We start from the raw sequence: 23,912 nt of genomic DNA, 5'->3' as shown, positions 1-23,912 counted from the left end.
TCCGGACCGCGCGCGGTGGGCGCCAGTCCCTTTCACACCCTCTCGGCTGGTTCGACCCGGTTTGGGTCCTCCGCCGATGAGGACGAATCTATGGGTGGCCCCAAGGGGTGTCGATGGGGAGGACTCCCCATCCACCGGCGGTCACGGGCGGGCGACCTGGAGCAGCTCGAACTTGCCCCGCTCGATGACGAAGCCACGACCCGGCGGCAGCTCGGCACGGTTGAGCGTCGGCAGGCTCGCCTTGAACACCGCCAGCCCCTCGTTGCCGTCCGGGTGCAGGGCCAGCCCGGAGCGCGAGGTCTTGAGGAGCGCGGGCAGTCCGAAGTTGGAGGTGAAGAAGGACGACTCGCCCTCGGCCACGACGAACTGGTCGTTGTCGAGGCACGCCTTGACCAAGCTGGTGAGGGCGGTCTCGGCCCCCGCCGGTGCGAGGTCGTCGATCCGCTCGATGAAGACCGCGACCGGCCGCGTGATGCGACCCGCCTCGATGTCCGCCGAGAGCCGGCCGGCCAGCTGGGCTGCGGCGTCGCCGCCGACGGCCGTCTCGGCCCAGATGCCGAGCTCGAGCAGCTCCGATGAGCGCCGTGGCGTCATGAGGTACAGCGCGCTGTGCGAGCTGAAACGGAACAGGCCCGCGGCGGTCGTCGCGACCGCCGTCGTCCGACCCGACCCCGACGGGCCGGTGATGATGAACGTCCCCTTGGGGTCGAAGCCATGCGGCTCGAGGCTCGACGACGCCACGCCGACGACCGGGCGGCCCCCGGACTCCGGGGGCAGGTCGCCGAGCGGGATGAGGTCCGCGAGGCTCTCGATCGGCGGCGCCTCACTTACGCCGGCGTTGCGGGTGGCCTCGCCGAAGGCCGCCACCGCGGCGGCCTGGGCGGTGACGTCCGTCGAGCCGCCGAGCACGGCGACCTGGACCTCGGAGCCGTTCATGAGCCCGCGGCCGGACGGCGACGCCATGGTGAGCACATCGCTTGGCATGCCGAAGACGGAGTAGTCGTCGGCGCTCACCATCCGGAGGATGATCCGCCCCTGGACCGCCGCGGCCAGGTTGGTGGGCAGCCCGGTTCGCTGGTCCGAGGCGATGATGAAGTGGACGCCCACAGGCCGGCCGTCCGCCGCGAGGCCGGCGAGGTGGTCGAGCCACTGGAAGCGGCCACCGACCTCGTAGGCCTGCCGGAAGGCCGTCATCCCGTCGATGAGCACGATGATCCGCGGCTCGTCCGGTCTCCCGGCCAGGCGGCGGTAGTCGGTGATCGTCGCGGCGCTGACCGCCGAGTAGCGAGCCGCCCGGTCGTCGATGGTCGCCCGGAGCGTCCGGAGCAGCCGCGTCACGCGCTCGTGGTCGCCACCCGGGATGACCGACCCGACATGGGGCAGCGACTCGAGCATGGCCAGGCCTCGGTTGCCGAAGTCGAGGCCGTAGACGTGACACGGCCCGCCCCGCACCGTGTAGCCGGCGGCCACGGCGATCGTGCGCAGGAACACGGACTTGCCCGAACCGGACGTCCCGTAGACCGCGATGTTGCCCTCCCGGTCGGGGCGGAAGGCCACCTCGGGCTGAGCCTGGTTGTCCGGGTCGTCGGCCACTCCGAAGACGAGCTCGTCGTCACGCCGCTGGGTGGGCAGGGCGGCGAGGTCGTAGACCGGTCGCATGTCGGGCAGCCACGGCTTGCGCGGCGCCGGCAGCTCCGCACGTCTGGCGGCACGCCCCAGGCTGGTCACGAGGCGCTGGATGTCCGTGGGGCCGAGGTCAGCACCCGCGTCGGCCTGCTCGGCGGCGTCATCGACTCGCGGCTCCCACTGGACCCCGGACCCGAAGGTCAGCGTCTCGACCCGCATGTCAGGCGGCGGTGGCACGTCGGAGGTCCACCCGCCGGCATAGCCGGTCTGGAAGGGCACGAGCCGACCGGGACCGGTCTTGGACATCGCGCGGCCGGGCAGGGCTGGGTCGAAGTAGGCGGCCTCCTTGCTGCCGAGCACGTCTTCCGAGTCGTTCTCGTCAGCCATGCGCAGGGCCATCCGGAGGTTGGTGTTCGCCCTCAGGTTGTCCTTGATGACCCCCGTCGGCCGCTGGGTCGCGAGGATGAGGTGCAGTCCGAGCGATCGCCCGCGCTGGGCGACATTGACGACGCCGTCGACGAACTCCGGCACCTCCTGGACGAGAGCCGCGAACTCGTCGACGACGATGATGAGCGACGGAGGGGCCTCGACCTCACCCCGGCGCTCGAGCTCGACGAGGTCCTTGGCCTTGAACCGGGCCAGCAGGTGCTCTCGGTAGCGCAGTTCCGCCGACAGGGATGCGAGGGCGCGCCGGACGAGGTGCGGCGAGAGGTCGGTGACCAGGCCCACCGTGTGCGGCAGCTTGACGCAGTCGCGGAAGGCCGAGCCGCCCTTGTAGTCGACGAGCAGGAAGGTGACCCGTTGGGGTGAATGCGCTGCCGCCATGCCGAGGATCCAGGCCTGGAGCAGCTCCGACTTGCCCGCACCGGTCGTCCCGCCGACGAGGGCGTGCGGGCCGTCTGCACGCAGGTCGAGCGAGAAGGTGCCCTGGCTGGACTGCCCCACGACGGCTCGGAGGGTGCCCGGCTTGCGGGGCAGCACGGCCGGTGCGTAGGGCCCGGTCAGGATCGAGCGCGACTCGGACCACCGCTCCACGACCGCCTCCTCCGACCGGGCCAGCTCGGTGCCCGTGAGGGTGAGGAGCGAGACCGCTCGCGGCAGGTCGCTCGCGTCCTCGACCGGCACACCGGCGTCGACGACCGGCGCGAGCTGTCGGGCGCACGCCATCGCCTCGGCGTAGTCGATTCGATCAACGGAGAGTGGCTGAACCTCCTCGCCCTGATGGACGAAGCCGGCGAGCGAGTCGGAGCCCACGTCGTCACCACCGACAACGAGGAAGGTGTGGCACGCGGCCGGCAGCAGCGTCTGGGCCTCGGCGACCCAGACGACGATGATGCCCTTGCGGTGCCCGCGCTCGGCGATGGCGACAAGGCGGCTCCGGTCGATGGGGGCGTCGCTCTCGACGAGGACGAGAACCGTCGGACGCTCCCGCCCTCCGGACTCAGCGGTCGAGGCCTCGCTCGCGCCCGGCATGCCGCCAGCCGGCTTGCCCGAGATGAGGTCCTCGAGCGCATCGGCGAGCGCCGAACAGCCGGGCGCGGTCTGTGCCAGGTGCCCGGTGTCGACCGGGCTGTGCGGGGAACTCGTGTGGGGCAGCCACTTGAGGAAGTCCCAGTCCCTCGCCGTGCTCGACGAGGCGAACGCGCACACCGCGACCTCGGCGGGCGAGTGTAGGGCGACCGCCTGGACGACGAGGGACCGGGCGGCCTCGAGGGCGTGGCCACGCGGGCCGCACACCCCGATCGCTCCCGCGGTCAGCGGGCTGGCGACGACCGGGACGTCCGGAACGACCTCGATTCCCTTGAGCTGTTGCGACACCTCGAGCCACGCCTCGGCCTTGGACCTGCCGACCGCCGGCATCGTGATCTCCGAGCGCGACGGCAGGGCGCCTAGGCCGAGGCGCAGCTCGCCGAAGCCGTTGCCGTCCCGCCGCCGCGTCCAGAGCAGGGCGTTCCGGTCACGCACGGCGAGAAGGCAGTCCTCCCCGCTCGGGTGCTCCCGTCGGCGGACGTCCCCCTCGGCGTCGAGCGACTCGCGGATCTGCTCCGACAGGACGCCAAGGTCCTCGCGGAACGCCTCCATCGCGGCGGCGAACTCCTTCCGCTGCTGGCGCCGGTACTCCCAGAAGGAGCCCGCCATCATGAGCGGCATCATCAGCATGAAGACGATCGAGAACGGGCTACGCGTCATCGCGAAGAGGATGACGCCCATGAGGAGAGGCACCGTCATCGCCAGCCAGGGCAGCGGGTTGCCCTTTCCGCGCTCCGGCAGGTCAGGGACCTGGAAGCTCAGCCCCTCGTAGAGCGGCGCCACGCGCGGTGACCGGGAGAACGACACGGTCCCTGCATCGCCGGAGAGGACCCCGCTGCCGGGTCGGGTGAGCGAGCCCGCGCCGAGGAGGTGCACCTCGAGCTCGGTGTCACCGAGCCGGATGACGTCGCCGTTCTTGAGGTGGGCGCGGGCGACCTGCTGGCCGCCCGCGGTGATGCCGTTGGCCGAGCCGAGGTCGACGACCTCGACGACCTCGGCGACGACCAGCTTGGCGTGCCGGCGTGAGACCGACTCGTCGTTCAGCTGCACTTCGCATCCGCGACCGCGACCGATGTAGGCGGTGCCACGCGCGAGCGGGAACTCCCGGCCGGCGTCCGGGCCGCTGCGGATCACAGCGACCGCGGCGGGTCGGCCGCGGTCGACGAACCCCTCCCCCGCGCGTGTGACGGCGACCCGCATCCCCGACTGGAGCCCGCTCTCGGCCACGGTGGCGCGCGGGTCGAGGGCCCTCAGCTCGTGGTCGACGAGCGCGAGCGTCATCGGCTGGTCCACCCCGAGCACGGCCGAGCGGTGCGGGTCCGCCTTGGCGAGGTAGGCGGCCAGGTCCCCGACCGTGGTCGCCGAGTCGGTCGTCGCGACCAGGTCGGTCTCACGGTCACCGGACCGCAGGACGAACTTGAGTTTCATCGAGTTCCCTTACGCTTCAAACGATTTGCCCGTATGCCGCTGAGCTGGCGGCCGTCCGACCGGGACGTCCGTTTTCGGCTGGGTCCCAGGCCGTGGCCCGTCGGGAGGTGGGTGCGGAAGGTCCGGAGGGACAGGTCCGCGCGGACCCGCTCCCAGAGCCCGTGCTCGGAGCGAAGTGCCCGGCGCGCGGTGGCCACGTCGGCCCAGAACGCGTCGACCTCCTCGCGCGTCGGCTCCGCGACGTCGAAGACGTGGTCATTGGCCGCGGCCGCCAGGGTGACGAGCCCCAACCCCACAAAAGCTGTTCTCTCGATTGCGGTGGGGGTGGCGCCGCCGCCCTCGCTGATCGAGTGAACAGGTTTCGGGGCGCCTATCACCGCCCCGTCGACGATCGGGCTCGGCTTCTCGGGTGGTGGAACGGCCACGTGCACCTCGAGAGCATGCGCCTGCTCCAGACGGGTCCCCTTCACCGGCAGGGGCATCCGGAGGTCGCGCGCCGTGTCGACGACCTCGCGCCAGCCGCCCGTCACCCGTGCGGACGGTCCTCCTGCGCGGCGGCGCCGGCGCCGGCGGACCGCCTTCGCCAGCCGGATGCCGCCATAGACGATCAGCGCGAGCAGGAGAGGGATGACGACGAAGAAGACCAGGTAGCGGAGCCAGTCCGGCCAGGTGTCCGGGTCGAGCGGGCTGTCCTCGTCCTTGGGCGGGTTGCGCAGCTGGGTGGCGTTCTGGGCCTGGTCCGGGCCCTGCAGGACGCTGGGCGGGTTGTTCGCCGCCGGCGGCGGGACCTGGGCGCCGGTCTTCTGCTGCTCGGACTTCTGGAGGAGCGGCTCCGGCTTCTTGTTCCGGTCGGGCAGGAACTGCGACGGCAGGATGGCCTGCCACTCGCCGTCGGCACGGCGGACCTCGACCCAGGCGTGGACATCCTTGCCCTTGACCGCACCGGCCGCGTCGGGCACCGCGCCGAGGACGACCCGGGCCGGCACGCCGAGGCGGTTGACCGCGAGCGCCAGCGCCGAGGCGTACTGCTCGTCGTTGCCGGCGAGCTGCGTGGCCTTGATGAACTGGGTCATCCGCCGCAGGCTGTGGCCGGGGAGGAAGACGTTCTGGACCGCATCGCCGGCGGTGCCGCCGTCGGTGTAGGCGCCGCTCTGCAGGGCCTTGGCCATGGCGGTGACCTTCTGCCACGGGCTGTCGACCCGGCCGCTCCATGCATCGACCCGGTCGTCGAGGAAGGTCAGCGCCTGGGTGTCCACGACCGACCCGCTGTCGAGGTCGACGTGCTCGGGGAGCTTGTCGGGCACGGGCGTGACCCGAGCGGTGATCGTGTAGTGGTCCCCAGCCGCCAGCCTCGTCGGGAGGACACCGGTGCCGGTGTCGGTGTTGAAGCGCAGGTCGTCGGACAACGCGTCGGCGCGATCACCGCCGAAGGTCAGGCCGGTCACCGTCCCCACGGTCGGCAGCCACACGTCGGCGTAGCCGTCCGCCGGGACTGTCACGGTGGCCGTGACCTCCTGGCCCGGGCCCTCCGAGGCGATGTGGCTGCCGACCTTCCGGAAGCTGGCACCTCCGGCATCCGCCCCGTCGCCGAGGTTGGCGTAGTTGCCCGCGCCCCAGACCAAAGAGTCGTAGGAGTCGAGGGCGGCGAAGCGCAGCGGCACCCCGGGAGGCAGGCCTTCGACCGTGAGCAGCGTCTTGTCGAAGAGCTGGGCGGGGTTGGGCTCGGTGTACTGACGGAAGCCGGCGAGCGGGCTCGGGTACTGCGTCACGTCGTAGGGCGGGATGAGGGAGGTGCGCAGCACGGTGCGGCGGGTGTCGTCGCCGCCCGGCAGATGAGGTCCGATCAGGAACCCACCGGCCGTCGCCACAGCGAGCAGGACGGCGGTGGTGACGGCTCGAGTCGTGCGGCCCGCGCCGTTCTGGAGGGAGGGGCGGTTGCGGTTGCTCCGCAGCGCGGCCCAGCCGATGGCGACGAGGGCGAAGACGGCGCCCTGGACGGCGACAGCCGCGGGCGTCAGCGTGCCGAGGACGATCGAGGCGACAAGCAGGCCCACCGGAGGCACCAGAGCAACAAGCGCACCACCCCAGCGGCGGGCGACGCCGTGCGTCAGGGCGCCACCAACGAGGCCGAAGAGGAAGGGCAAGGCCAGGTAAGGGCCCTCCGAGTCCACCGGCGGCAGGGCGGTGAGCAGCTCCTTCCACCCCGGCACCGCGGCGTGGGCCAGCGTCGCCAGCGCCTCGCTCGAGGGCAGCACCCCGGCGATGAGGTCCTCCCGCACGGCGACCGGCCCCGCGAGCACGAAGTAGGCGACCGTGAGCGCGAAAGCGGTGCCAAGGCCGTACCACCGGTACGTCGCTCCGACGTGGGTCACGAGCAGGCCGACGAGCAGTCCCGCCAGCCCGACCCAGAGCCAGCCCAGCCCGTGGAAGGTCGTCCGGAACCCGATGAGCGCAATGCCCACCAGCACAGCGGCGAAGGCGGCGTCGACGAGGGCGACCCGATCGGGCACCAACCGTGCCAGCAGGCCGGCAGCACGTTCGCCGGCACCCGGCTCCTGATGCAGCGCAGACGGCGGAGGACCCGCAAGGCCGCCTGCGATCCCCGGACTGCTCATCGAGCCACCCCGGAGACGAGCAGGACGCGGAGGTCCTCGAGCCGCGAGAGCGTGAGGATGACGAGCCCGCCGCCGTGCCGGACCCCGTGGTTCGCGTGCGGGTCGACCACGACGACGACCCGGCGGACCTCGGGAGGGAACTGCCCGGCGGCACGCTGGAGGTCGATGAAGGGCCGGTGCGGTCCCGTGATGATGAAGACGGTGCTCGTGTCCGGCGCGAGGTCGGTGCCATCGAGCGCCAGGCCGAGCAGGTCGACCGGGCCCGGCTCGACCCGGGCCATCGCGTCGAGTCCCAGCTGGGGACCGGACTTGCTGATCCGCTGGTTGGCGCAGACGACGCTCCAGTCCTGCTCGTCCGTCGCCGCCCGCACCATGATCGAGCTGCCGACGGAGATCGCGGTCTCGACGTCCGTCTCGCTGGACCGGTACTGCTCAGGGTCGGTGTCGATGAGCACGGTGACGTGCGAGCGCCGCGTGTCGAGGAACTGTCGGACCAGCAGCCTGCCCGCCTTGGCCGAGCTGCGCCAATGGATGTAGCGCCGGTCGTCGCCGGGCTGGTACTCGCGCAGCGCATGGAAGGCCAGGTCGCTCATCGAGATGTCCTCGGTCGTCGACCCCTCGAGGTCGCGCAGCAGGCCAGCGCCCAGTGGCTCGAGGGCGACGGTGTGCGGGTGGACGAACAGCTCGGTCCGCTCCGTCCACGTCAGCGTGCGACGCATCAACCCCAAGGGGTCACCCTGGACCGTCGTCGCGGGGCCGACCTGGATGACGCCGCGTCGTGAGGTCGGTACGACGAAGAGCTCCTCGTGCGCGTGCCCGGGTGCCAGCGCCGGCAGCACGAACCGCGCCGCGGACAGCCCCACCTGCAGCTCGACGAGGATCGGCAGCATGGGCGCACGCGCCTCGTTCGTCACGGCGATCCGTCCGGTGGCGGGCTCCCCGACGACGACCCGACGGGGCTCGACCTCGGCGTCGACCCGGACCTTGGTGCGACCCAACGCCAGCACGAAGCACGCGACGAAGAGGACGAGCGCGGCACCCGCCACCATGAGCAGCTCGGTCCAGCCCCACCGCGCGCCGACGACCCACGACGTGAGTCCAAGGGCGAGGATCGCCCAGCCGAGGGCGGAGACCCACCCCACCACGCGCCATGCCGGCTGGGCCCACGAAGGCACCCCGACGCGCCGGGCCACCCAGCTACGCGCGGTGTGGACACGGGCACTGAGCGAGCTCAGCGGCATACGGAATCGGCGTTTGTCGCGGGCCTGCTCACGAAGCTCGCGTCGCGACAACGTCTGGCTCACGCCGACGCACGCTCCGCGGGCGGGGCGATGTCGCCGAGGATCTGGTCGATGACGTGCTCGACCGTGGCGCCCGCGAACTGCGCCTCGGCACCGAGCAGCAGGCGGTGCGAGAGCACCGGCTCGGCGAGGATCTTGATGTCGTCGGGGATGACGTAGGTGCGCCCCAGCGAGGCCGCCCATGTCTTCGCGCAGCGGACGTAGGCGAGACAGCCGCGCACGGACAGGCCGAGCTTGAGCGACGGGTGCCGGCGCGACTCCTCCGCGATCCGGCTGACGTAGCCGAGGATCGCCGGGTCGACGTGAATCTCGTCGGCGAGGCGCGCCATGTCGACGATGACGTTGCTCGCGATGAGCGGCTGCAGCTGCTTGGCCCGGTCGCGGGTCTTGGCGTCAGCCAGCACGGCGATGGTCGCCTCGTGGTCGGGATAGCCGACGCTCGACTTCATCAGGAACCGGTCCAGCTGGGCCTCGGGGAGGCGGTAGGTGCCCGCCTGCTCGATGGGGTTCTGCGTCGCGATGACCATGAACGGCTCGCCGACCGAGTGCGGCGTGCCGTCGATGGTGACGCGGCCCTCCTCCATCACCTCGAGGAGCGCCGACTGCGTCTTCGGCGAGGCGCGGTTGATCTCGTCGGCGAGCACGATCGTCGCGAAGATCGGCCCGGGGTGGAACTCGAAGGCCTGCTTGCTCGGCTCGTAGATCGTCACGCCGGTGACGTCGCTCGGGAGCAGGTCAGGCGTGAACTGGATGCGGCTGTGGCTGCCCTGGACCGTCGCGGAGAGGGCCCGGGCGAGCTGCGTCTTGCCCGTGCCGGGGAAGTCCTCGAGGAGCATGTGCCCCTCCGACAGGAGGCAGGTCAGGGCGAGTCGCGTGACGTGCTGCTTGCCCAGCACGGCCCGCTCGATGTTGCCGACGAGCTGGTCGAAGGTGTGGGCGAACCAGGTCACCTGGTCCTGAGTGACGCTCATGGGTTGCGTTCTCCTGTGGTGCGGTTGGTCGATGTGGTCGTATGCCGCTGAGCTCGGTCCGCGGTCGGGTTGCGTCGGGCGCGGGGTCGGGTCACGTCATTGCCACGGGTTCCGGGTGAACGAGTCGGAGCCGTTGGACCCGTAGCAGGTGACCTTCACCCACCCGTTCGGGAAGCCGTAGTACTTGCCCGACACGTTGGTGCCGTTGACCGGGCGGATCGTGCCGTTGCTGCCGTCGTCCCAGTTGTAGGGCCACGTCCCATCGCTGCTGTCGAAGGTGCACCGGATGCTGCCCTGGAAGTTGCTCAGGTCGTAGCTGAGCTTCGCGCAGGTACTGCTCCCACAGTCGGGCCGCGTGACGGACGGTCCCGGCGCGAGCCAGTTGACCTTGGGCGCCGGCGGTGGCGGGGCCGCGTTGGTCGTGCCGGACCTGGGCCCCGCCGTGGGACCGTCGCCGGAGCGGTCGGCGAAGGGCGTCACCGTGATGGTCCGCGTCGTCGAGTAGCCGAGGCCGTTGAACGTGTACGACGTCTGGTTCGGGCCGAGGGTCGTGTTGGCGTCGCCCCTGATCCGGTAGCCCTGGATCGCATTGCCGTTGTAAGCGGGCTTGCTCCACGTGAAGGTGATCGAGCTGTCCGTGTGCGACTCGCTGATGCCTCCGACGCCCTTGGTCGGGCCGTACGGGTTGAAGGTGACGGTGTTGGACCAGGCCGAGCAGATGCCGGCCGTGTTGCACGCCCGGATCTCCATGGCCTTCTGGTTGATCCCGACATTGCCGGTCGTGCCGCCGGAGCTCGGCGCCGGCCAGCTGCCGCCGTAGGCGCCGTCGGTCGTGCGCCACTCGACGCGGTCGTAGCCGGTCGAGCGATGGCTGCCGAGTGAGTAGCTGGCGACGGCCTGGTAGTCGGCGTTGGGCGTCCCCACCGCGGTCAGGCTGGGGGTCTGCGGCATGCCGTCCGCCGTGTAGGAGGAGAAGTTGGTCCTCGCGGAGGTCGCCGGCCCGCCGTTGGTGGCGGTCACGGTGTACTGCACCGTCTGGCCGCCGTAGGGGATCGTGTCGGTGGCGACCCGCTGGGCGCCGCCTGAGACGCTCGCGACCGGGACCCAGGAACCCGTCGAGCCGGTGCGGCGGTAGACGTCGTACTGGGTGATCGGCGGTCCGTTGGGGTCGGTCGTCGGCCAGGTGATGGTCACCTGGGCGTTGTCCTGGTCGGGTGCCGGGGAGCGAGGACTGAGGCTCGGCGCGGCCACCGGAGCCGGTTTGCCGAAGGACTGCCCTGTGACCTCCGGACCGTACGGTCCCCAGCCGAGGTCGTTGCGGGCCTGGATGCGGACCTTGTAGGCGTCGTTGTTGATGAGGCCGCTGACGACCGTCGAGAGCTCGGGAGCCTGGACCACCTTCGTGCCGGTCTGCCCGGCGTTGGCCCCGACGTTGACCCACTGCACCTGGTATTGCGTGATCTCCGAGCCCTCGTTGACCGGAGGGGTCCACGAGACCGTCAGCTGTCGGTCGCTGGGGACCACATTGCTGATCGCGGTGGCCTTGGGCAACGTGTCCGGGCGGACCGGAGGCGATGAGGCGTCCGACAGGTCCGACCAGCCGACGGCGTTTCGGGACCGGACGGTGAACGTGTAGTCCTCGCCGTTCGTCAGGCCGGTGATGGTGCACGGCGACGCCTGGCAGGTCTGGTCTGTGCCACCTGGGCCGTTGACGCCGACCTCGTACTCGAGGATCGGCATGCCGCCGTCGTAGGCGGGCGGCCGAAAGTCGACCCGCGCCGTGCCGCCAAGGACGCGGTCAGCGACCGCCACGGGGGCGTCGGTCGGGTCCGGCTTGCTGCGCACGGTGACGGTGACCTCGCCGACGGCAGGCGACCGGCCCGGGGCGTCGGTGGCGCGTACCTCGATCCGGGCATCACCTCGAGCCTGCTCCGACGCCGTGACGGTGAGCTGGCAGCCCGAAGCGGCTGCCGTCACCCCGGTGCCCGCCCGCACGGTCGCCGCGGTGATCTCGCACTGGGGCGATCCGAGGGGACTGTCGAGGTACTGGGCCAGGTTGACCTGCTGCTGGGTCCCTGCGATGAGCCCCTCGACGCGGGCGGGCCGCAACGTGGCGTTGGGCGGCTGCGCCGTCACGCGGACCCGGAGCGTGAAGCGCTCGGCTCCACCCTTGGCCCCGATCGTCACGGTGCCCGTCGAGCCAGCCTTGGCAGCGGGCTCCGCCTGGAGGACGACCGTCCGTCCGCCCTGCCCGGTCTGGCTGAGGTCGACCCGGTCGATGGCCTGGTCCCAGACGGCCTCGTAGCGGACCCGCGTCTGGTCGAGGGTGTCCGGCAGCCAGGCCCGGCAGAGCCGCGGGATGTCGACGCTCCGGGACGGGCCGTCGGCGACGAGCCGGACCTCGTGGTCCGGGCAGCGCAGGACCGGGACGTCGGGACCGATCTGGACCGGGATGGTGACATACGCGGTCTGCGCCGACTTGTCCTGCGCGCCAGTGGCATTGGTGACCTCGAGCATGAGCGCCGCCGGGCCGACATAGCCGTTCGTCGACGTGAGGGTGAGCTCCGTGGAGGACGTTGCCGCGTGCTGGAGGTGCTCTGCGGGCGAGGTCGAGATGGTGTCCGGTGACGTCAGGGAGACGGTGCCACCCCGGGGGTCCATGACGTAGTCGGCGAGCGAAACCTTCGCGGTCGCGTCCGCGTCCATCCGGATCGTCTTGCCCTGGACGACGTAGGGCTGGCCATTGTTCCCCGCCGGGACGTAGATGAGGGCCATGGCGACCGCGCCATCGGCGTCCTCGATGGTGTAAGGCACGACGCGCGCCTCGGGCCGCAGTTGGATGCGGACCTTGCGGTCCTCGATCGTCGTGCCGTCACCGATGACCCTGGTGATGCTGAGCGACTTCTGGTCTCCGTCGACGTCGCGGTCGTTGGCCAGGGCATCGACGAGGATGCTCGTCTCGCCGTCCTTGGCGACGCCGGTGTCGTCGACGGCGATGGGCGGGTTGTTGAAGTCCTTCTGGCCCCGCACGGTCAACGTGGACCGCGACGGGTCGAACATGCCGTTGGTAATGCCGTAGGCGAGGACCTTGGCCGGGCCCTCCTCGGGCGCAACGACCTTGACGGAGTCGTCCTTCTGGGGCTTGAAGTCCTTGAGGACGTCTGCGTCGTTCAGCGTGGCGAAGTCCTCGAACTCGACGGCGTCGCCGCTGGCGATGAGGTCGTTGCCGAGCAGATCGGCGTGGACCGTGCGCCCCGGGGCCGCGACGATGTCGTCCTCGACGGCCACCGGCGGTTGCGGGTCACCGGGCTGGACCACCCCGACGCGGATGAAGCCCTCGCTGGTGAGACCGAAGCGGTCACGCAGCTGGTAGCGGATCACCTCGGTGCCCGCGCTGCGCGGGTAGGCCTCGTAGCGGATCGTGGCTGCGCCGAAGCCGAGCACGCGCCCGAGCCGCAGGTCGACCGCGTCACCGGTCTCGCCGACGATGCCGCCGACGAAGGCGAGGTCGCCGTCGGGGTCCACCCCTGAGGTCGGGACGGTGATGGAGAGGGTGTCGCCGGCGGTGACGCTGGCCGAGAAGCTGCGTGCCGTCGGGGGGCGGTTGGGCCGCGTCTCGCTCGGCAGCGGGTTGATCGTCACCGTCACCCGGCCGGTGGCGGATCGCGCGCGCAAGCCCTCGGGATGGGCGACGTACTCCAGGACGGCAGTCCGGGGAGCAGTGGCCTTCTCGTCCGGCTCGGGGACATAACGCACCACGCTGCCCGACGCGAAGGCCTGGCCACCTCCGGTGAGGATCCGGACGCCGCGCGGGTCCAGCTTGAGCGGGATGCCTTCGGACATCGAGTCGTTGTCAAGGACCGGGATCGTCACGGCGTCACCGACCCGGACCGTTGCGGTGTCGTCGAGGACGGTCGGGAGGATGGGCTCGTCCGGATCCGGCCGCTGGACCACGGAGAGCTGTCCGACGGCCGACTGCGTGCCGTCACTGACGGTGTAGGCGACCGTCCCGCGACGCTCCTTGTCCCCATCGAGCGGCGCCGTCGCCTCGACGCGCACCCAGCGGCCCTGGACCACGCTGACCCGCAGCCACGCGTTGTCCGTCACGACCCGCTGGACGACGAGCACGTCGCTGCGCGGGCTGTAGTCGTTGGACAGCACGTCCGCGATGACGGGGGTCTGCCCACGGACCACCGCCGAGTCGGGGGACGCGACGGGCGGCAGCTCCTTGTCGGGGTCGGGCAGGATGTCCACCCGCACGCGACCGACGCTGACCCCGGAACCCGACTGAGCGGCATACGTGATGGTTGACGTTCCCGGCGTCGCCCCCGTCACCGTGAGGACGCCGGTGTCGGTGTTCGTGTCGATGGTCAGCTGTCCCGGTCCCTTGACCTCGGAGGCGAGGCGCAGACGCGCCTCCGGGTCCGTCGGGTCGGCGCCCGGGATGTCGTTGCCCAAGGGCTGGAGCTGCACCGGCTTGCCGACGACGCCGCGCAGGACGTCCGGCTGGGTCCGCGGGGCCACCGCGCGGTCGTCGTCGCCGAGCACCTGGACGGTGATCGCTGACGTGGCCACGCCGCCGTTGCTGTCGCTGACCTCGTACTCGACCTCCTGGTCGCCCTTCTTGCCGAGGGCCCGCACGACGAGGGCCCCGGCCCCGTCCACCCCGGTTGCGGCCGGGTCGACCGGCGAGACCTGGAGCGGGTCGTTCTCGGCATCGCGCCAGTCGGCGATGACCCCCACCTTCACGGTCCCGTTCCTGGCGACCGGGTAGCTGGCCTTCGCGAGCTTGGCACTGCCACCACGCAGCTTCGGCGCGGTGTTCTCGTCCGGACCCACGATCGTGACGGTGACCTTGGCCGTGGCCCGCCCAGTCTTCGCGGTCGTGCCGTTGTTGACCGTGTATTCGAAGGTGAACCGGTCGGCTGCCGGTTCCTCGGGAACGGTGACCTGCACGGTCTGACCGTCGGCCGAGGCGCTCGTCGTGACGTCCGCGATGGACGCGGTTCCGACGTCGCCCGGGCTGATGGCGAGGATCGAGCCCTGTGAGTCGGTGTCGTTGTCCAGCACGTGCAGGGTCGACGTGCGACCGGGGCGAACCTTCAGCTGGTCCGGCTGGGCCTTCGGCGGGGTCTTGTCGACCTCGTCGTCGATGAGGTTCTCGTCCTTCTTCTTGTTCTTGTCGTCGACCTGCGGCGGGGGGATGACGGAGTTCCAGTTGTCGATCTTGACCCGGTCGCGGTCGATGTCCCAGACGTCACCGGAGTCGAGGTCGTTGAGGACGATGAGCCCACGGTTGACCCGCAGCTTGACGCCATCGACCCGGACGCCGTTCTTCATGGCGCCGAGGCCGACCGTCTGGGTGTCCTGCGGCGAGCCGCAGTTGCGGCCGTAGAAGGCATTGGAGGCGCCGGCCCACGCGGCGTGGACACACGAGCCGAGGCGGACCGGCGCGGAGAGGAAGAGCTCGGAGGGGCTGCCCGAGCCCGGACCCGCCTGGGCGAGCTTGACTCCCGGGCCTGCTGGATCACCCGTGAGCGGCACCTGGACGAGCTGCGACTCATCCTGGACGAGCACGGCAGCGCTGTCCGGTCCCGGCTGCTGCAACGCTGCATAGCCCGGCTTGCCGGGCTCGGCACGGCCCACCGACACCTGCTGCGGCTGCTCGAGCAGGTCGGAGTAGACCAGGCCGGTACCGGAGTCGTAGACCACCCAGTGCGACCCGACGGCCGTCACCTGGGCGCTCTTGGTCGCGAAGCCGAGCTTGACGACGACCGGCTTGGCGAACGTGGGGCCTGAAGGCTTGAGGATCGCGAGGACGCCCTTGGCGCCCGACAGGGCGTAGGCGGTCCCGTCGACACCGACCGCCACCGTTGCGTTCGGGCCCACGGTGACGAGCGGTTTGGCCTGGGTCTGCAGCTGGTCGAGCCCGGCGATCCCGCCGCGGTTGTCGACGCGCTGGGCGCGCAGCTCCCCGTTGGCCGGGTCGATCATCGCGATGGTGCCGCCGCGCAGGTCCACCGGCTCGGTCTCGAAGACCCGGTTGCCCGTGGCCGGAGCCGCCTTGGGCAGGACGATCGACTGCGCGGTGGCGAGCGTGCCCTCGGCGGGATTGATCGGCACCAGCTGGTTGCCGGCCTTCGACAGCCCGGCGATGGCCGCGCCGTCCTGGACGACGTCGAGCCCCGACCCGGGCGTCCCATCGGAGAGCACCCCGGCATCGAGCTGCCCCGCGGCCTTGTTGATCCGGCCGAACCGCGCCTGGTCGGCGTTGGTGACCCAGATCCCGCCATCGTTGAGGTCCGCCTTGCGCACGACCTCCCCGTCCGATCGCGTGGCAACCCACACGAGCAGCCCCGCAACGAGGGCCACGACGACGGTCGAGATGACTCCGATCCGTCGCTTGCTCGCGGCGGTGCTCATGCCTTCCCCCCATCGGCCGCTGCGGCGGCCTCCAACGTGGCCTCCAACGCGGCGTCCGGCGAGGCGTCCCGGTCCATGAGCCCGAGGTCCTCCTCGACGACGAGCTTGGTGGAGAGTGCGTGCTCGACGAGCCTCGCCTTGCGGTTCGACGCGACGCGACCGACACCACCGTGCAGGCCGCGAGTGCCGGCGTCGGCCAACTTCTGGCAGACGTTGTCGAGCTTGCGATTGAAGCGGGTCAGCGTCCACCCGAGCCGCTCGGCCGCGGCGGCGGACGACGGGATCTGCGTCGTGCCGGCCTCGCGCCGCCGCAGGAACGGCTCGCACAGCACGACGATGAGCAGTTTCTGGTCCGGCGTCAGGCTGACTCGGCCGACCGTCGCCTCACCGACCTCGTCTCCTGGGGCCGACGCGGTCGGCTCTGCCTCGACCGACTTGAACACCGGGCTCGCGACGCGGATCTCGAAGTCGTACGTCGTCGGGCCGGCCGTGAACCAGACGATGAGCCTGCGCATGGCCAACGGGATCCGGGCACCCGGGTTGAGGAACGCCTGGAAGAGGCCCTGCTCGTCCGCGACCGTCGCGGTGAGGGTCGAGCCGGTGTTGGTGAGCCACCAGAAGCCAGCATCGTGTGAGATCCGCAGGAAGGTGCGGTGCAGGTAGGGGTTGTCGTCGATCTCGACGTCCCCGGACCGCCCGATCGTCAGTCCCTCATCGGCCGAGACCGGGTACGTCTCTCCGCAGAAGTCGACGGTCACCTTGCTGTGGATCACGCTACGAGGCCCCCTGACCCTGTCCCTGTCTCTCGTGTCATTCGAACGTGTTGTGCTCTGCGAGGTTGTGCTTCGTCCCGGTCTCACTCGGGCGATTTGGCGGATTTCGTCCAGATCTATCGCGCAGTCTCGCACTCGACCTGAGACCGAGGTGACTCACGTCCACCCCGGTTCACCGTGACGACGGCGCAGAGCTGGTGGGCCTTCGGCACCTTCTCGGTGAGGGTCATCTCCTCGACGGTTCGCGGGGTCGCCTTGACGACCTCGCTCTGGACCGGCGCCATGAACAGCCGATAGCTATCTCCCTCAGCGGGCTGCGGGTAGGACCACCGGAAGGTGACCGAGCCGTCACCCGACTCCGCGACGACGGTGGGCGCATCGAAGACCGCGTCGAGCACGGCGTTGTCATCGCCGGGCATTGACACGGTGGGGCTGGGCCGTGCTGCGGCGTCGGCGTCCGAGTCCTCCGGCTGGAGCAGGAGGAAGACCACCACGCCGAGCAGGACGACCAGCCCACCGACGAGCCCCCAGAGCAGGGCGCGGCGAGGCCGGGCACCTCCCTCGCGCGGCGCTGTCGCCTCCTGCCCGGGCTGGGACTGGGTGGCCGGCGTGCTCACCGGTCGCCGGATCGTGGGCCCGTCGCTGTCGCCACTGTCGTCGCTGCCGTCACGAACGAGGGGCGCCGTGCGACTGCTCGCAATCGGGTCGGTGACTGCGGGGGGACGCACCGGTGCCGAGGCACGGAGTGCCGGGACGGGCGCGGGACCGCCTCCGGCCGGGGTGAACGACGCTGACGGGGTGGGTCCATCGGGCCGTCGCCGGGTCTCCGCGTCGAGCGATGTGGACGGTGCGTCCGGCTGGGCGATCACTGTCTGGGGTGCCTTGATCCTGGTGCGGTCGTCGTCCCCGCTCTCGGGCACCGCCGGTGACCCCTGGACCTGGCTCACCAGGGTCGTGTGACCCTGCTCGTCGAGCACGACGATGGGGGTCCGGGCCAGGCGCTGCTGCTGCTCGACCGCCTGTAGCGCCCGGGCCAGGTCGAGGGCCGCCGCCGGTCGTCGCGAGGGATCCTTGGCCAGCGCCTGGGCGAGCAGCCGCTCGAGGCCCGGCGGCACATCCGGGCGGCCCGTCGGCGGTGGTGGTGTGCTGCGGATCCGGGGCATCAACGCATACGCCGAGTTGTCGCCGCCGGGCACCTCGAAGGGCGACCGACCCACGAGCAGGTGCCACAGCGTTGCCGCGAGGGAGTAGACGTCGGACCGCTCGTCGCCGTTGCTCTGCCCGTAGAGAACCTCCGGCGCTGCCCACGGCACGGAGACACCCACGTCATCGGTCGACTCGGGACCGTCGCCGTCCCGGCCGTCCCGCCCGCCCCGGCCGGCAATCCCGAAGTCCGTCAGGCCGGGCGCCCCGTACGCGCTGATCAGGACGTTGGCGGGCTTGATGTCGCGGTGGGTGATGTGAGCCCGATGCGCCGTCTCGACCGCGCTCGCCAGCTGGATACCGGTGCGGAGCACCTCTTCGACCGTGAAGCGCTGCGCCCTGGCCCGCATCGCGAGGTTGGGCGGCGGGTAGTACTTCATGACCAGGAAGGGCCGCCCGTCGTCGGCCGTGCCCGACCGGAAGACCTGGACGATGTAGGGGTGGTCGCCGAGCTGGGCCATCGTGTCGGCCTCTTCGACGAACTGGGCGCGAAGTGCATCGGTCAGCCCCTCGGACTTGAGCACCTTCACCGCCACCGGCATGCGGGGGCTCTGCTGCTCGTAGAGATAGACGTCGGCGTACCCTCCGGAGCCGAGTGGCTGGACGAAGACGAGACCCGGGATCTGGGGTGGCGCACCCCGGCGCGGATGCTTGGCGGCGTGTCGCGTGCCGGCCATTCAGCTCGTCCCTGGGTCGAAGACGAAGGACACCTCGTCGGCCATGGCCACGACGGAGCCCGGCTCGAGGACCTGCTGGTCGTTGGCCCGGAGCCGGACCGGCTGCCCGCCCGGCAGGGCAACGGTTGTCCCGTTCGTCGTGCCGAGGTCGCGGATGAGCACATGCCAGCCCTCGAGCACCACCTCGACGTGGTTGCGGGACACATCCCGCTCGGGGCTGGGCACCTTCACGACGTGTGGGCGGTCCGTGGCTGCGAGGTCGGAACCGAGCATGGGCGCCCGACCCATGAGCACGCTGCGGTCGAGGGTGACGACGTCGCCGGTGGAGAGCCGCAGCGTACCGAGCGGAGGCCTGGGCATGGTGAAGGTGTTCTGGGGAGGGATCCCGCCGCCGCAGATGCGGCAGGAGTCGCCGTGCGGCGGCGTGGGGTGGCCTTGCGAGCAGAGCACCGCAACCACGCTCGGCCCCGAGGCGCCGGACTGCGCGGAAAGGCGCGCGTCGATGAGGGCACTGCGGTCGACGGTCAGCTCATCGGCATCCACGTGCAGGTGTGCGTGAAGGTCCTCGACAACAGGGGCGACTGGCGGCACGACCGGTTGCGCGGCCGGTGGCAGCAGGCTCGGCGCCGGCGGGGGCGTGTGTCGTCCGGAGAACGACGGGACCTCTGGTCGCGACTCCGGTGTTGCCCCATGGTCGGGGTTGGCCGAGGCGGCACCCGATGCCCACGGGACGGAGGAGATCAGCCCGCCGCCGGTCGGTGGCGTCGGGCTCGCGGGGGTCGCGGTCGCCGGAGTCGTTGGAGTCGTTGGAGGCACGGGTGCCGGCGTCGTGGATGGCGAGGGCGACGGTGGCGAGGGTGGCGGCGGTGGCGAAGGGGCGGGCACCTCAGGCGGATCCGGCTCACCGTCACCTGCCGACTCCACGTCGGCAAGAAGCTGGCGGTGCTCATCGACGGTGACGGTGTGGCCGAAGAGGTAGTCGTAGCTCGGGGTGGCGGCCTCGTCCGACTGCGAGGTGCGCCGTTCGTCCTCCGTGGGGGTGGGCTTGACCGCCCAGGTCGACTCGACATCGGCCGGCCCGCTGTGGGCAACCGAGAGATCAGGCAGCACGGGAGCCGCCTCGCGCATTGGCGGTGGTGATTCAGCCGCTGCTGCCGGCAGGGGTGTGACCCGACGAGGCAGCACGGCGGGACCCGGGCCCCACGACGGCAGCGCGGGCGCGCTCGCACTCTCAGTCGGAGTTGACCAGGAACGATCCCACGGGGACGGTGCGGCCTCCGCGGACTCGGCCAGCCCGGCGCCGAAGGTGGGGAGCGCCCGGGTTGGTGGCGGCATTGCCTGCTGGCTCGATTGACTGGGGGGCTCAGGCGGTCTCACCTCCGCCGAGACGACGGCCACGCCGCCAGGACCGCCGACCAGCGTCGGGGCAGGAGCCGGCTCGCTCGCCTCCGTGTCCTCCAGGACCCGCAGCTCGACACGCTCTGGGTACGTGTCGAGGACGAGGTCGGTCCACACCCTGGGGTTCAGGGCACGGACCTCGTGCTCCGTGCCGTCCGCCATCGTCAGCCTGGCTGAGACCGGCCCGAACGCGACGACCCGGGTCCGCGGCCTCCAGTGGACGCCGACGAAGTGATGTGCCTTGCGCGGTCCGCCAATGGTCAGCACGTCGATGACGTCGTCCAATTGGCCACCGTCTGCAGCGTCGCTCGCGGTCAGGGTGCGGTCATCGTCCTCCTCGAGGCCGATGAGCAGGTGCATGCCGGGCCCACCGATGTGGGTCCAGCCGTCGGGAGCACGTTGCACGACGACGGACGGATCGGTCACACCAACGACCTGCTCTCACCGCTCGGCCCTTCGCCTGCAGGCGGCTCGCGCCGGGGCCGACCGATCGCCTCGCGCGGCGTGGTGTCCTCGTCGACGTCGGCCTGGGACCCCTGCCCCTGCAGCGTGACGACGATTGCGGTGACGTTGTCGCGGCCTCCGGCCTGCACCGCCCTGCGCACCAGCTCGTCCGCGGCCTCCTGTGCGTCGTCGACGTCGAGGAGGACGGACTCGATGTCCGCCAGCCCCAACTCGTTGGAGAGCCCGTCGGTGCAGATGACGAAGGCCTCTCCCGGATAGGGCGGGAAGACCCAGTGGTCGACCTGACCCATCGGGTCCCGGCCCAGCGAGCGGGTGATGACGTTGCGTCCGGGATGGCGCTGGGCCTGCTCGGCCGTGATGATCCCGCGGTCGACGAGCTCCTGGACCTCCGAGTGGTCGACGGTCACCTGGGAGAGCTGCCCGTCGATCAACCGGTAGACACGGGAGTCGCCGATGTTGAAGACGACCCAGTGCTGCGAGCCACCCCCGGAGACCAGTGCGATCCCGGAGACGGTGGTCCCCATTCCGGTCTGCTCCGGGTGACGGGCGGCCGACTCCAGGATCCGCCGGTTTGCCTCAGCGAGCTGCTCGACGATGTCGTGGGCCTGCAGGACCGGCCGCTCGGCCAGTTCCATCAGGGCATCAGTGGCAATCCCGCTCGCCACCTCGCCGGCCGCATGTCCACCCATGCCGTCCGCGACGACGAAGATCGTCCCAGCGACGCGAGCGCTGTCCTCGTTGTGCTGGCGCACTCGGCCAACGTCGGTTGCGACACCGTGCGAGATCGCGGACTCGTCCGTGGTCATGCGACCGGGTTCCCTTCGGCCTCGACGGGCGCGGGTGTCCACGGCCGCACCCGGGTCGACGCGAGGACCGAGCGGATCAGCTCGTAGTCCTGCTCGGCGGACGGCCCCCCGACCGAACCGCTCAGCTGGACGACCCAGGCTGCGGCGCCCTCACGCTCAGCACGCACGACGTGGAAGAGGTTGGCCTGCAGGATGGTCTCGACGTCGGCGTCCGGCCAGGTGGCATCACAGCCCACGAAGCGAGCGTCACCCAGCTCAGCGGCATACGGCTCACTCGTGGCCCCACCACGTGACTGAGCCAGCGAGACGATGCGGCGGAGTGACTCCTCCTCGGTCAGGTCGGCACCACACTGGTCGATGCTGACGACGACGTTGGGGTCGAAGGCGCCCTCCCGGGGGAGCTTGGCGGCGAGTGCGGTACCCGGCGCGTGCACGGGAATCCAGCCCTCGGGGACGTCGACGGCCACGGACGGCGGGCCGGGGAAGTCCCGGCTCGGGTAGGCCAAGGTGCTCATCGAAGTCCTTTCATCGCTCCGTTGGCGGGGCCTGGGTCCCATGCCGGATGGGCGGAGCGCGGCAAGTCAATCAAACGCGCGTCAAATGCGACAGATCGGGGCTCACGGGAAGAACCCACCGATCGTGCCGATGGGGTCCTTGACCGCAGCTCCGATCCCGTCAGCGACGTCGCCGAGACCCGTGTCCTCGAGGAACTCCTTGGGGTTGACGTCGACACCGAAGCTGACCCCGCCACCGATGCCGATCGCCGCTCCGACATCGACCTTGACCTTGACGCTCTCGGCACTGAAGTTGGCGTCGATATTGGCGTGCGCTCCGATCCCGGCGTAGACCTCGCCCCCGACTGTGCCACCCACTCCGGCGATGTTGCCCCCGACCTCTCCCCCGGCCTTCACCCCGGCGAAGGCCTCGGCGCCGGCGCTGGTCCGGATCCCGTCCTTGCCGATCGCGACGGAGGCGTCGGCCTTGGCCTCGACACCGGCCATCGCGTTGGCGCTGGCGTGCGCCGCCAGCGGACCGTTGTCGTAGGCGACACCCGCCTCCCCCTTGACGCCGGCCATGACCGAGGCCTCGGCCTTGGCCGTCAACCCGTCCTTGCCGAGCGCGACGGAGGCATCGGCCTTGCCCTCGGCGCCGACGAAGCCGCTGGCGTTGTACCTGCCGTGGTTGCCCAGGTTGCCCTCGACGCCACCCCTGAGCAGGTAGGCACCGGCCGTCCCGCCGAGTCCCGCGGCGAGTGCCCCCTCCTTGATGCCGAACTCGTGGTACCCCTTGGCCTCGGTGCCCGGGCCGCCGCCGTAGGCCATCCGGACGGCGTGCTCCTTGTCCGTGACGTTGCCGTCGGCGTCGTAGTACACCGGCTCGTAGTCGGTGTGGCCCTCGTGGTCGGTCCGCTCCATCCAGTTGACGCCCTCGATCCCGCGATCGATCGCCTTGTCGGCGCCGGGATGGCGGTTCGCGAAGGCGTCCTTGTCCTCGGAGTTGTCGGTCGGCAGCCAGGGCCGGTCGACCTTGCGCTCGGTCTCGCTGCGCCACCCGGACTCGTGCTCGAGCTGACGGTCCCGGTAGTCCCCGGCATGCGTGTACCGGTCGTAGCGAACCCTGCCGTCGTCGCCCTCCTTGGCGTTCTCGTAGGTGTGCCGGCCGTCCTGCGTCGTGTGCCGGTAGTTGGTCCCGGACTCGTCACCCATGCTGTCTGGCTGCTTGTCCGGGTCGAGCTGGAACTTCTTGCCCTCGGTCTTCGTGACGTCGTTCAGCCCGCCACCGCCCGAGCCGGCAGAGCCACCCGACCCGCCCGACCCGCCGGCGCCGACCAACCCGGAGGCAGTGCGCTGGGCGGCGACGTTCTCGTCGAGCCGCCGCGCCATCGCATCGAAGACGCCGTTGCAGGCCTGCAGACCTGGAACCGCGGTCGCGTTGAAGTGCCGGACCAGGGCCCTGAGGTTGTCACCGCCCCAGCTGGCCTCGATGGAGCGCATCGCGCCGCGGGACGTTGCCTCGATCCGGGTCAGCTCGGCCTGCATCCCCTTGATGATCCGGGCGGACCGGGCAAGCGCATCGGTGTCGGCGCCCTTGGCGTAGGTCGTCATCGGGCCGCCTCCTCGTCGAGCAGTGGCGTGGTGCCCGGACCGGGCGTCACGTGCAGTCGGCCGATCACGGCGCCGAGCTCGGCGTAGTCCTCACGGTGGTTGGTCGAGCCGATCGTGCCCGTCACCGTGATGCGGAGCAGCCCGCCGTCGCCGTCACGTCGCACGAAGCCGAAGAGGTTGCGCACGAGCAGCGTCCCCGCTGCGGCGTCGACGTAGCTGAGGTCGCGCCCGAAGAAGGTGACACCCCCGATGTTGTGGCCGTAAACCTTGCCGGCCTCGCCCTCGAGGCGCTCGCTGGCGAGCCGCTCGACTCCGTCGAGGTCGTAGCGCACCGTGTGGTCGGCGGGCACGTCGTCGATCGTCACGAGCACGTTGGGCCGGAACTGCCCCTCGGGGGTGGGCCGCATCGCCACGAGCGCCGCGCCGGCGACGGTGCCGACGGCTGGCACGGCCTCCCAGCCCTCGGGCAGGTCGAGGCGCAGGGCGGGTCGCCCCGGGAACGTGGCGCTCGGGTAGGTCAGTGTCGGCATGCGGCCCCCTTCGTCAGGGGCAGGCTAGAGCGTGTGGCCGCACAGGGCGATGGGGAGCGCT

At 71.1% G+C, this 23,912-nt stretch carries 12 protein-coding genes; all 12 read right to left on the bottom strand.

The window, feature by feature from the left end; all coding sequences use genetic code 11:
* Window positions 1-141: 141 nt before the first annotated feature.
* Window positions 142-4,584, bottom strand: coding sequence for a type VII secretion EssC family protein (locus tag VIR15_RS03955; protein WP_331926172.1), 4,443 nt, complete (start codon window positions 4,582-4,584; stop codon window positions 142-144).
* The gene (locus VIR15_RS03950) at window positions 4,581-7,199 is read right to left on the bottom strand and encodes a transglutaminase domain-containing protein (RefSeq protein ID WP_331926171.1); all 2,619 of its coding nucleotides are present in this window, start codon (window positions 7,197-7,199) and stop codon (window positions 4,581-4,583) included. Before VIR15_RS03950 ends, VIR15_RS03955 begins: the two co-directional genes overlap by 4 nt.
* Window positions 7,196-8,503, bottom strand: coding sequence for a DUF58 domain-containing protein (locus tag VIR15_RS03945; RefSeq protein WP_331926170.1), 1,308 nt, complete (start codon window positions 8,501-8,503; stop codon window positions 7,196-7,198). Before VIR15_RS03945 ends, VIR15_RS03950 begins: the two co-directional genes overlap by 4 nt.
* Window positions 8,500-9,471 carry an AAA family ATPase gene (locus tag VIR15_RS03940; protein ID WP_331926169.1) on the bottom strand — a complete coding sequence of 324 codons (972 nt, stop codon included), beginning with the start codon at window positions 9,469-9,471 and terminating at the stop codon, window positions 8,500-8,502. The genes VIR15_RS03945 and VIR15_RS03940 overlap by 4 nt, the downstream gene beginning before the upstream one ends.
* Window positions 9,472-9,567: 96 nt before the next feature.
* On the bottom strand, window positions 9,568-15,894 hold the full coding sequence (locus VIR15_RS03935; RefSeq protein ID WP_331926168.1) for an Ig-like domain-containing protein: 6,327 nt from the start codon (window positions 15,892-15,894) through the stop codon (window positions 9,568-9,570).
* Window positions 15,891-16,667, bottom strand: a complete 777-nt coding sequence (locus tag VIR15_RS03930) for an FHA domain-containing protein (protein ID WP_331926167.1) — start codon at window positions 16,665-16,667, stop codon at window positions 15,891-15,893. Before VIR15_RS03930 ends, VIR15_RS03935 begins: the two co-directional genes overlap by 4 nt.
* A gap of 116 nt (window positions 16,668-16,783) precedes the next feature.
* Window positions 16,784-18,547 carry a serine/threonine-protein kinase gene (locus tag VIR15_RS03925; RefSeq protein WP_331926166.1) on the bottom strand — a complete coding sequence of 588 codons (1,764 nt, stop codon included), beginning with the start codon at window positions 18,545-18,547 and terminating at the stop codon, window positions 16,784-16,786.
* A complete protein-coding gene (locus tag VIR15_RS03920; protein WP_331926165.1) occupies window positions 18,548-20,371 on the bottom strand; it encodes an FHA domain-containing protein in 1,824 nt (607 codons plus the stop codon).
* Window positions 20,368-21,216: a PP2C family protein-serine/threonine phosphatase gene (locus VIR15_RS03915; RefSeq protein WP_331926164.1), complete on the bottom strand. Its 849-nt coding sequence runs from the start codon at window positions 21,214-21,216 to the stop codon at window positions 20,368-20,370. Before VIR15_RS03915 ends, VIR15_RS03920 begins: the two co-directional genes overlap by 4 nt.
* Window positions 21,213-21,731, bottom strand: a complete 519-nt coding sequence (locus VIR15_RS03910) for a hypothetical protein (RefSeq protein WP_331926163.1) — start codon at window positions 21,729-21,731, stop codon at window positions 21,213-21,215. Before VIR15_RS03910 ends, VIR15_RS03915 begins: the two co-directional genes overlap by 4 nt.
* Window positions 21,732-21,833: 102 nt before the next feature.
* Complete coding sequence (locus VIR15_RS03905) at window positions 21,834-23,321, bottom strand: hypothetical protein (RefSeq protein WP_331926162.1); 1,488 nt, start codon at window positions 23,319-23,321, stop codon at window positions 21,834-21,836.
* Complete coding sequence (locus VIR15_RS03900) at window positions 23,318-23,851, bottom strand: hypothetical protein (protein WP_331926161.1); 534 nt, start codon at window positions 23,849-23,851, stop codon at window positions 23,318-23,320. The genes VIR15_RS03905 and VIR15_RS03900 overlap by 4 nt, the downstream gene beginning before the upstream one ends.
* Window positions 23,852-23,912 lie beyond the last annotated feature (61 nt).

The sequence above is a fragment of the Intrasporangium sp. genome, from assembly GCF_036566125.1.
Taxonomy (GTDB): Bacteria; Actinomycetota; Actinomycetes; order Actinomycetales; family Dermatophilaceae; genus Intrasporangium.
The sequence above is the reverse complement of the archived record's forward strand: the minus strand, read 5'-3'. Positions and strand labels throughout refer to the sequence as shown.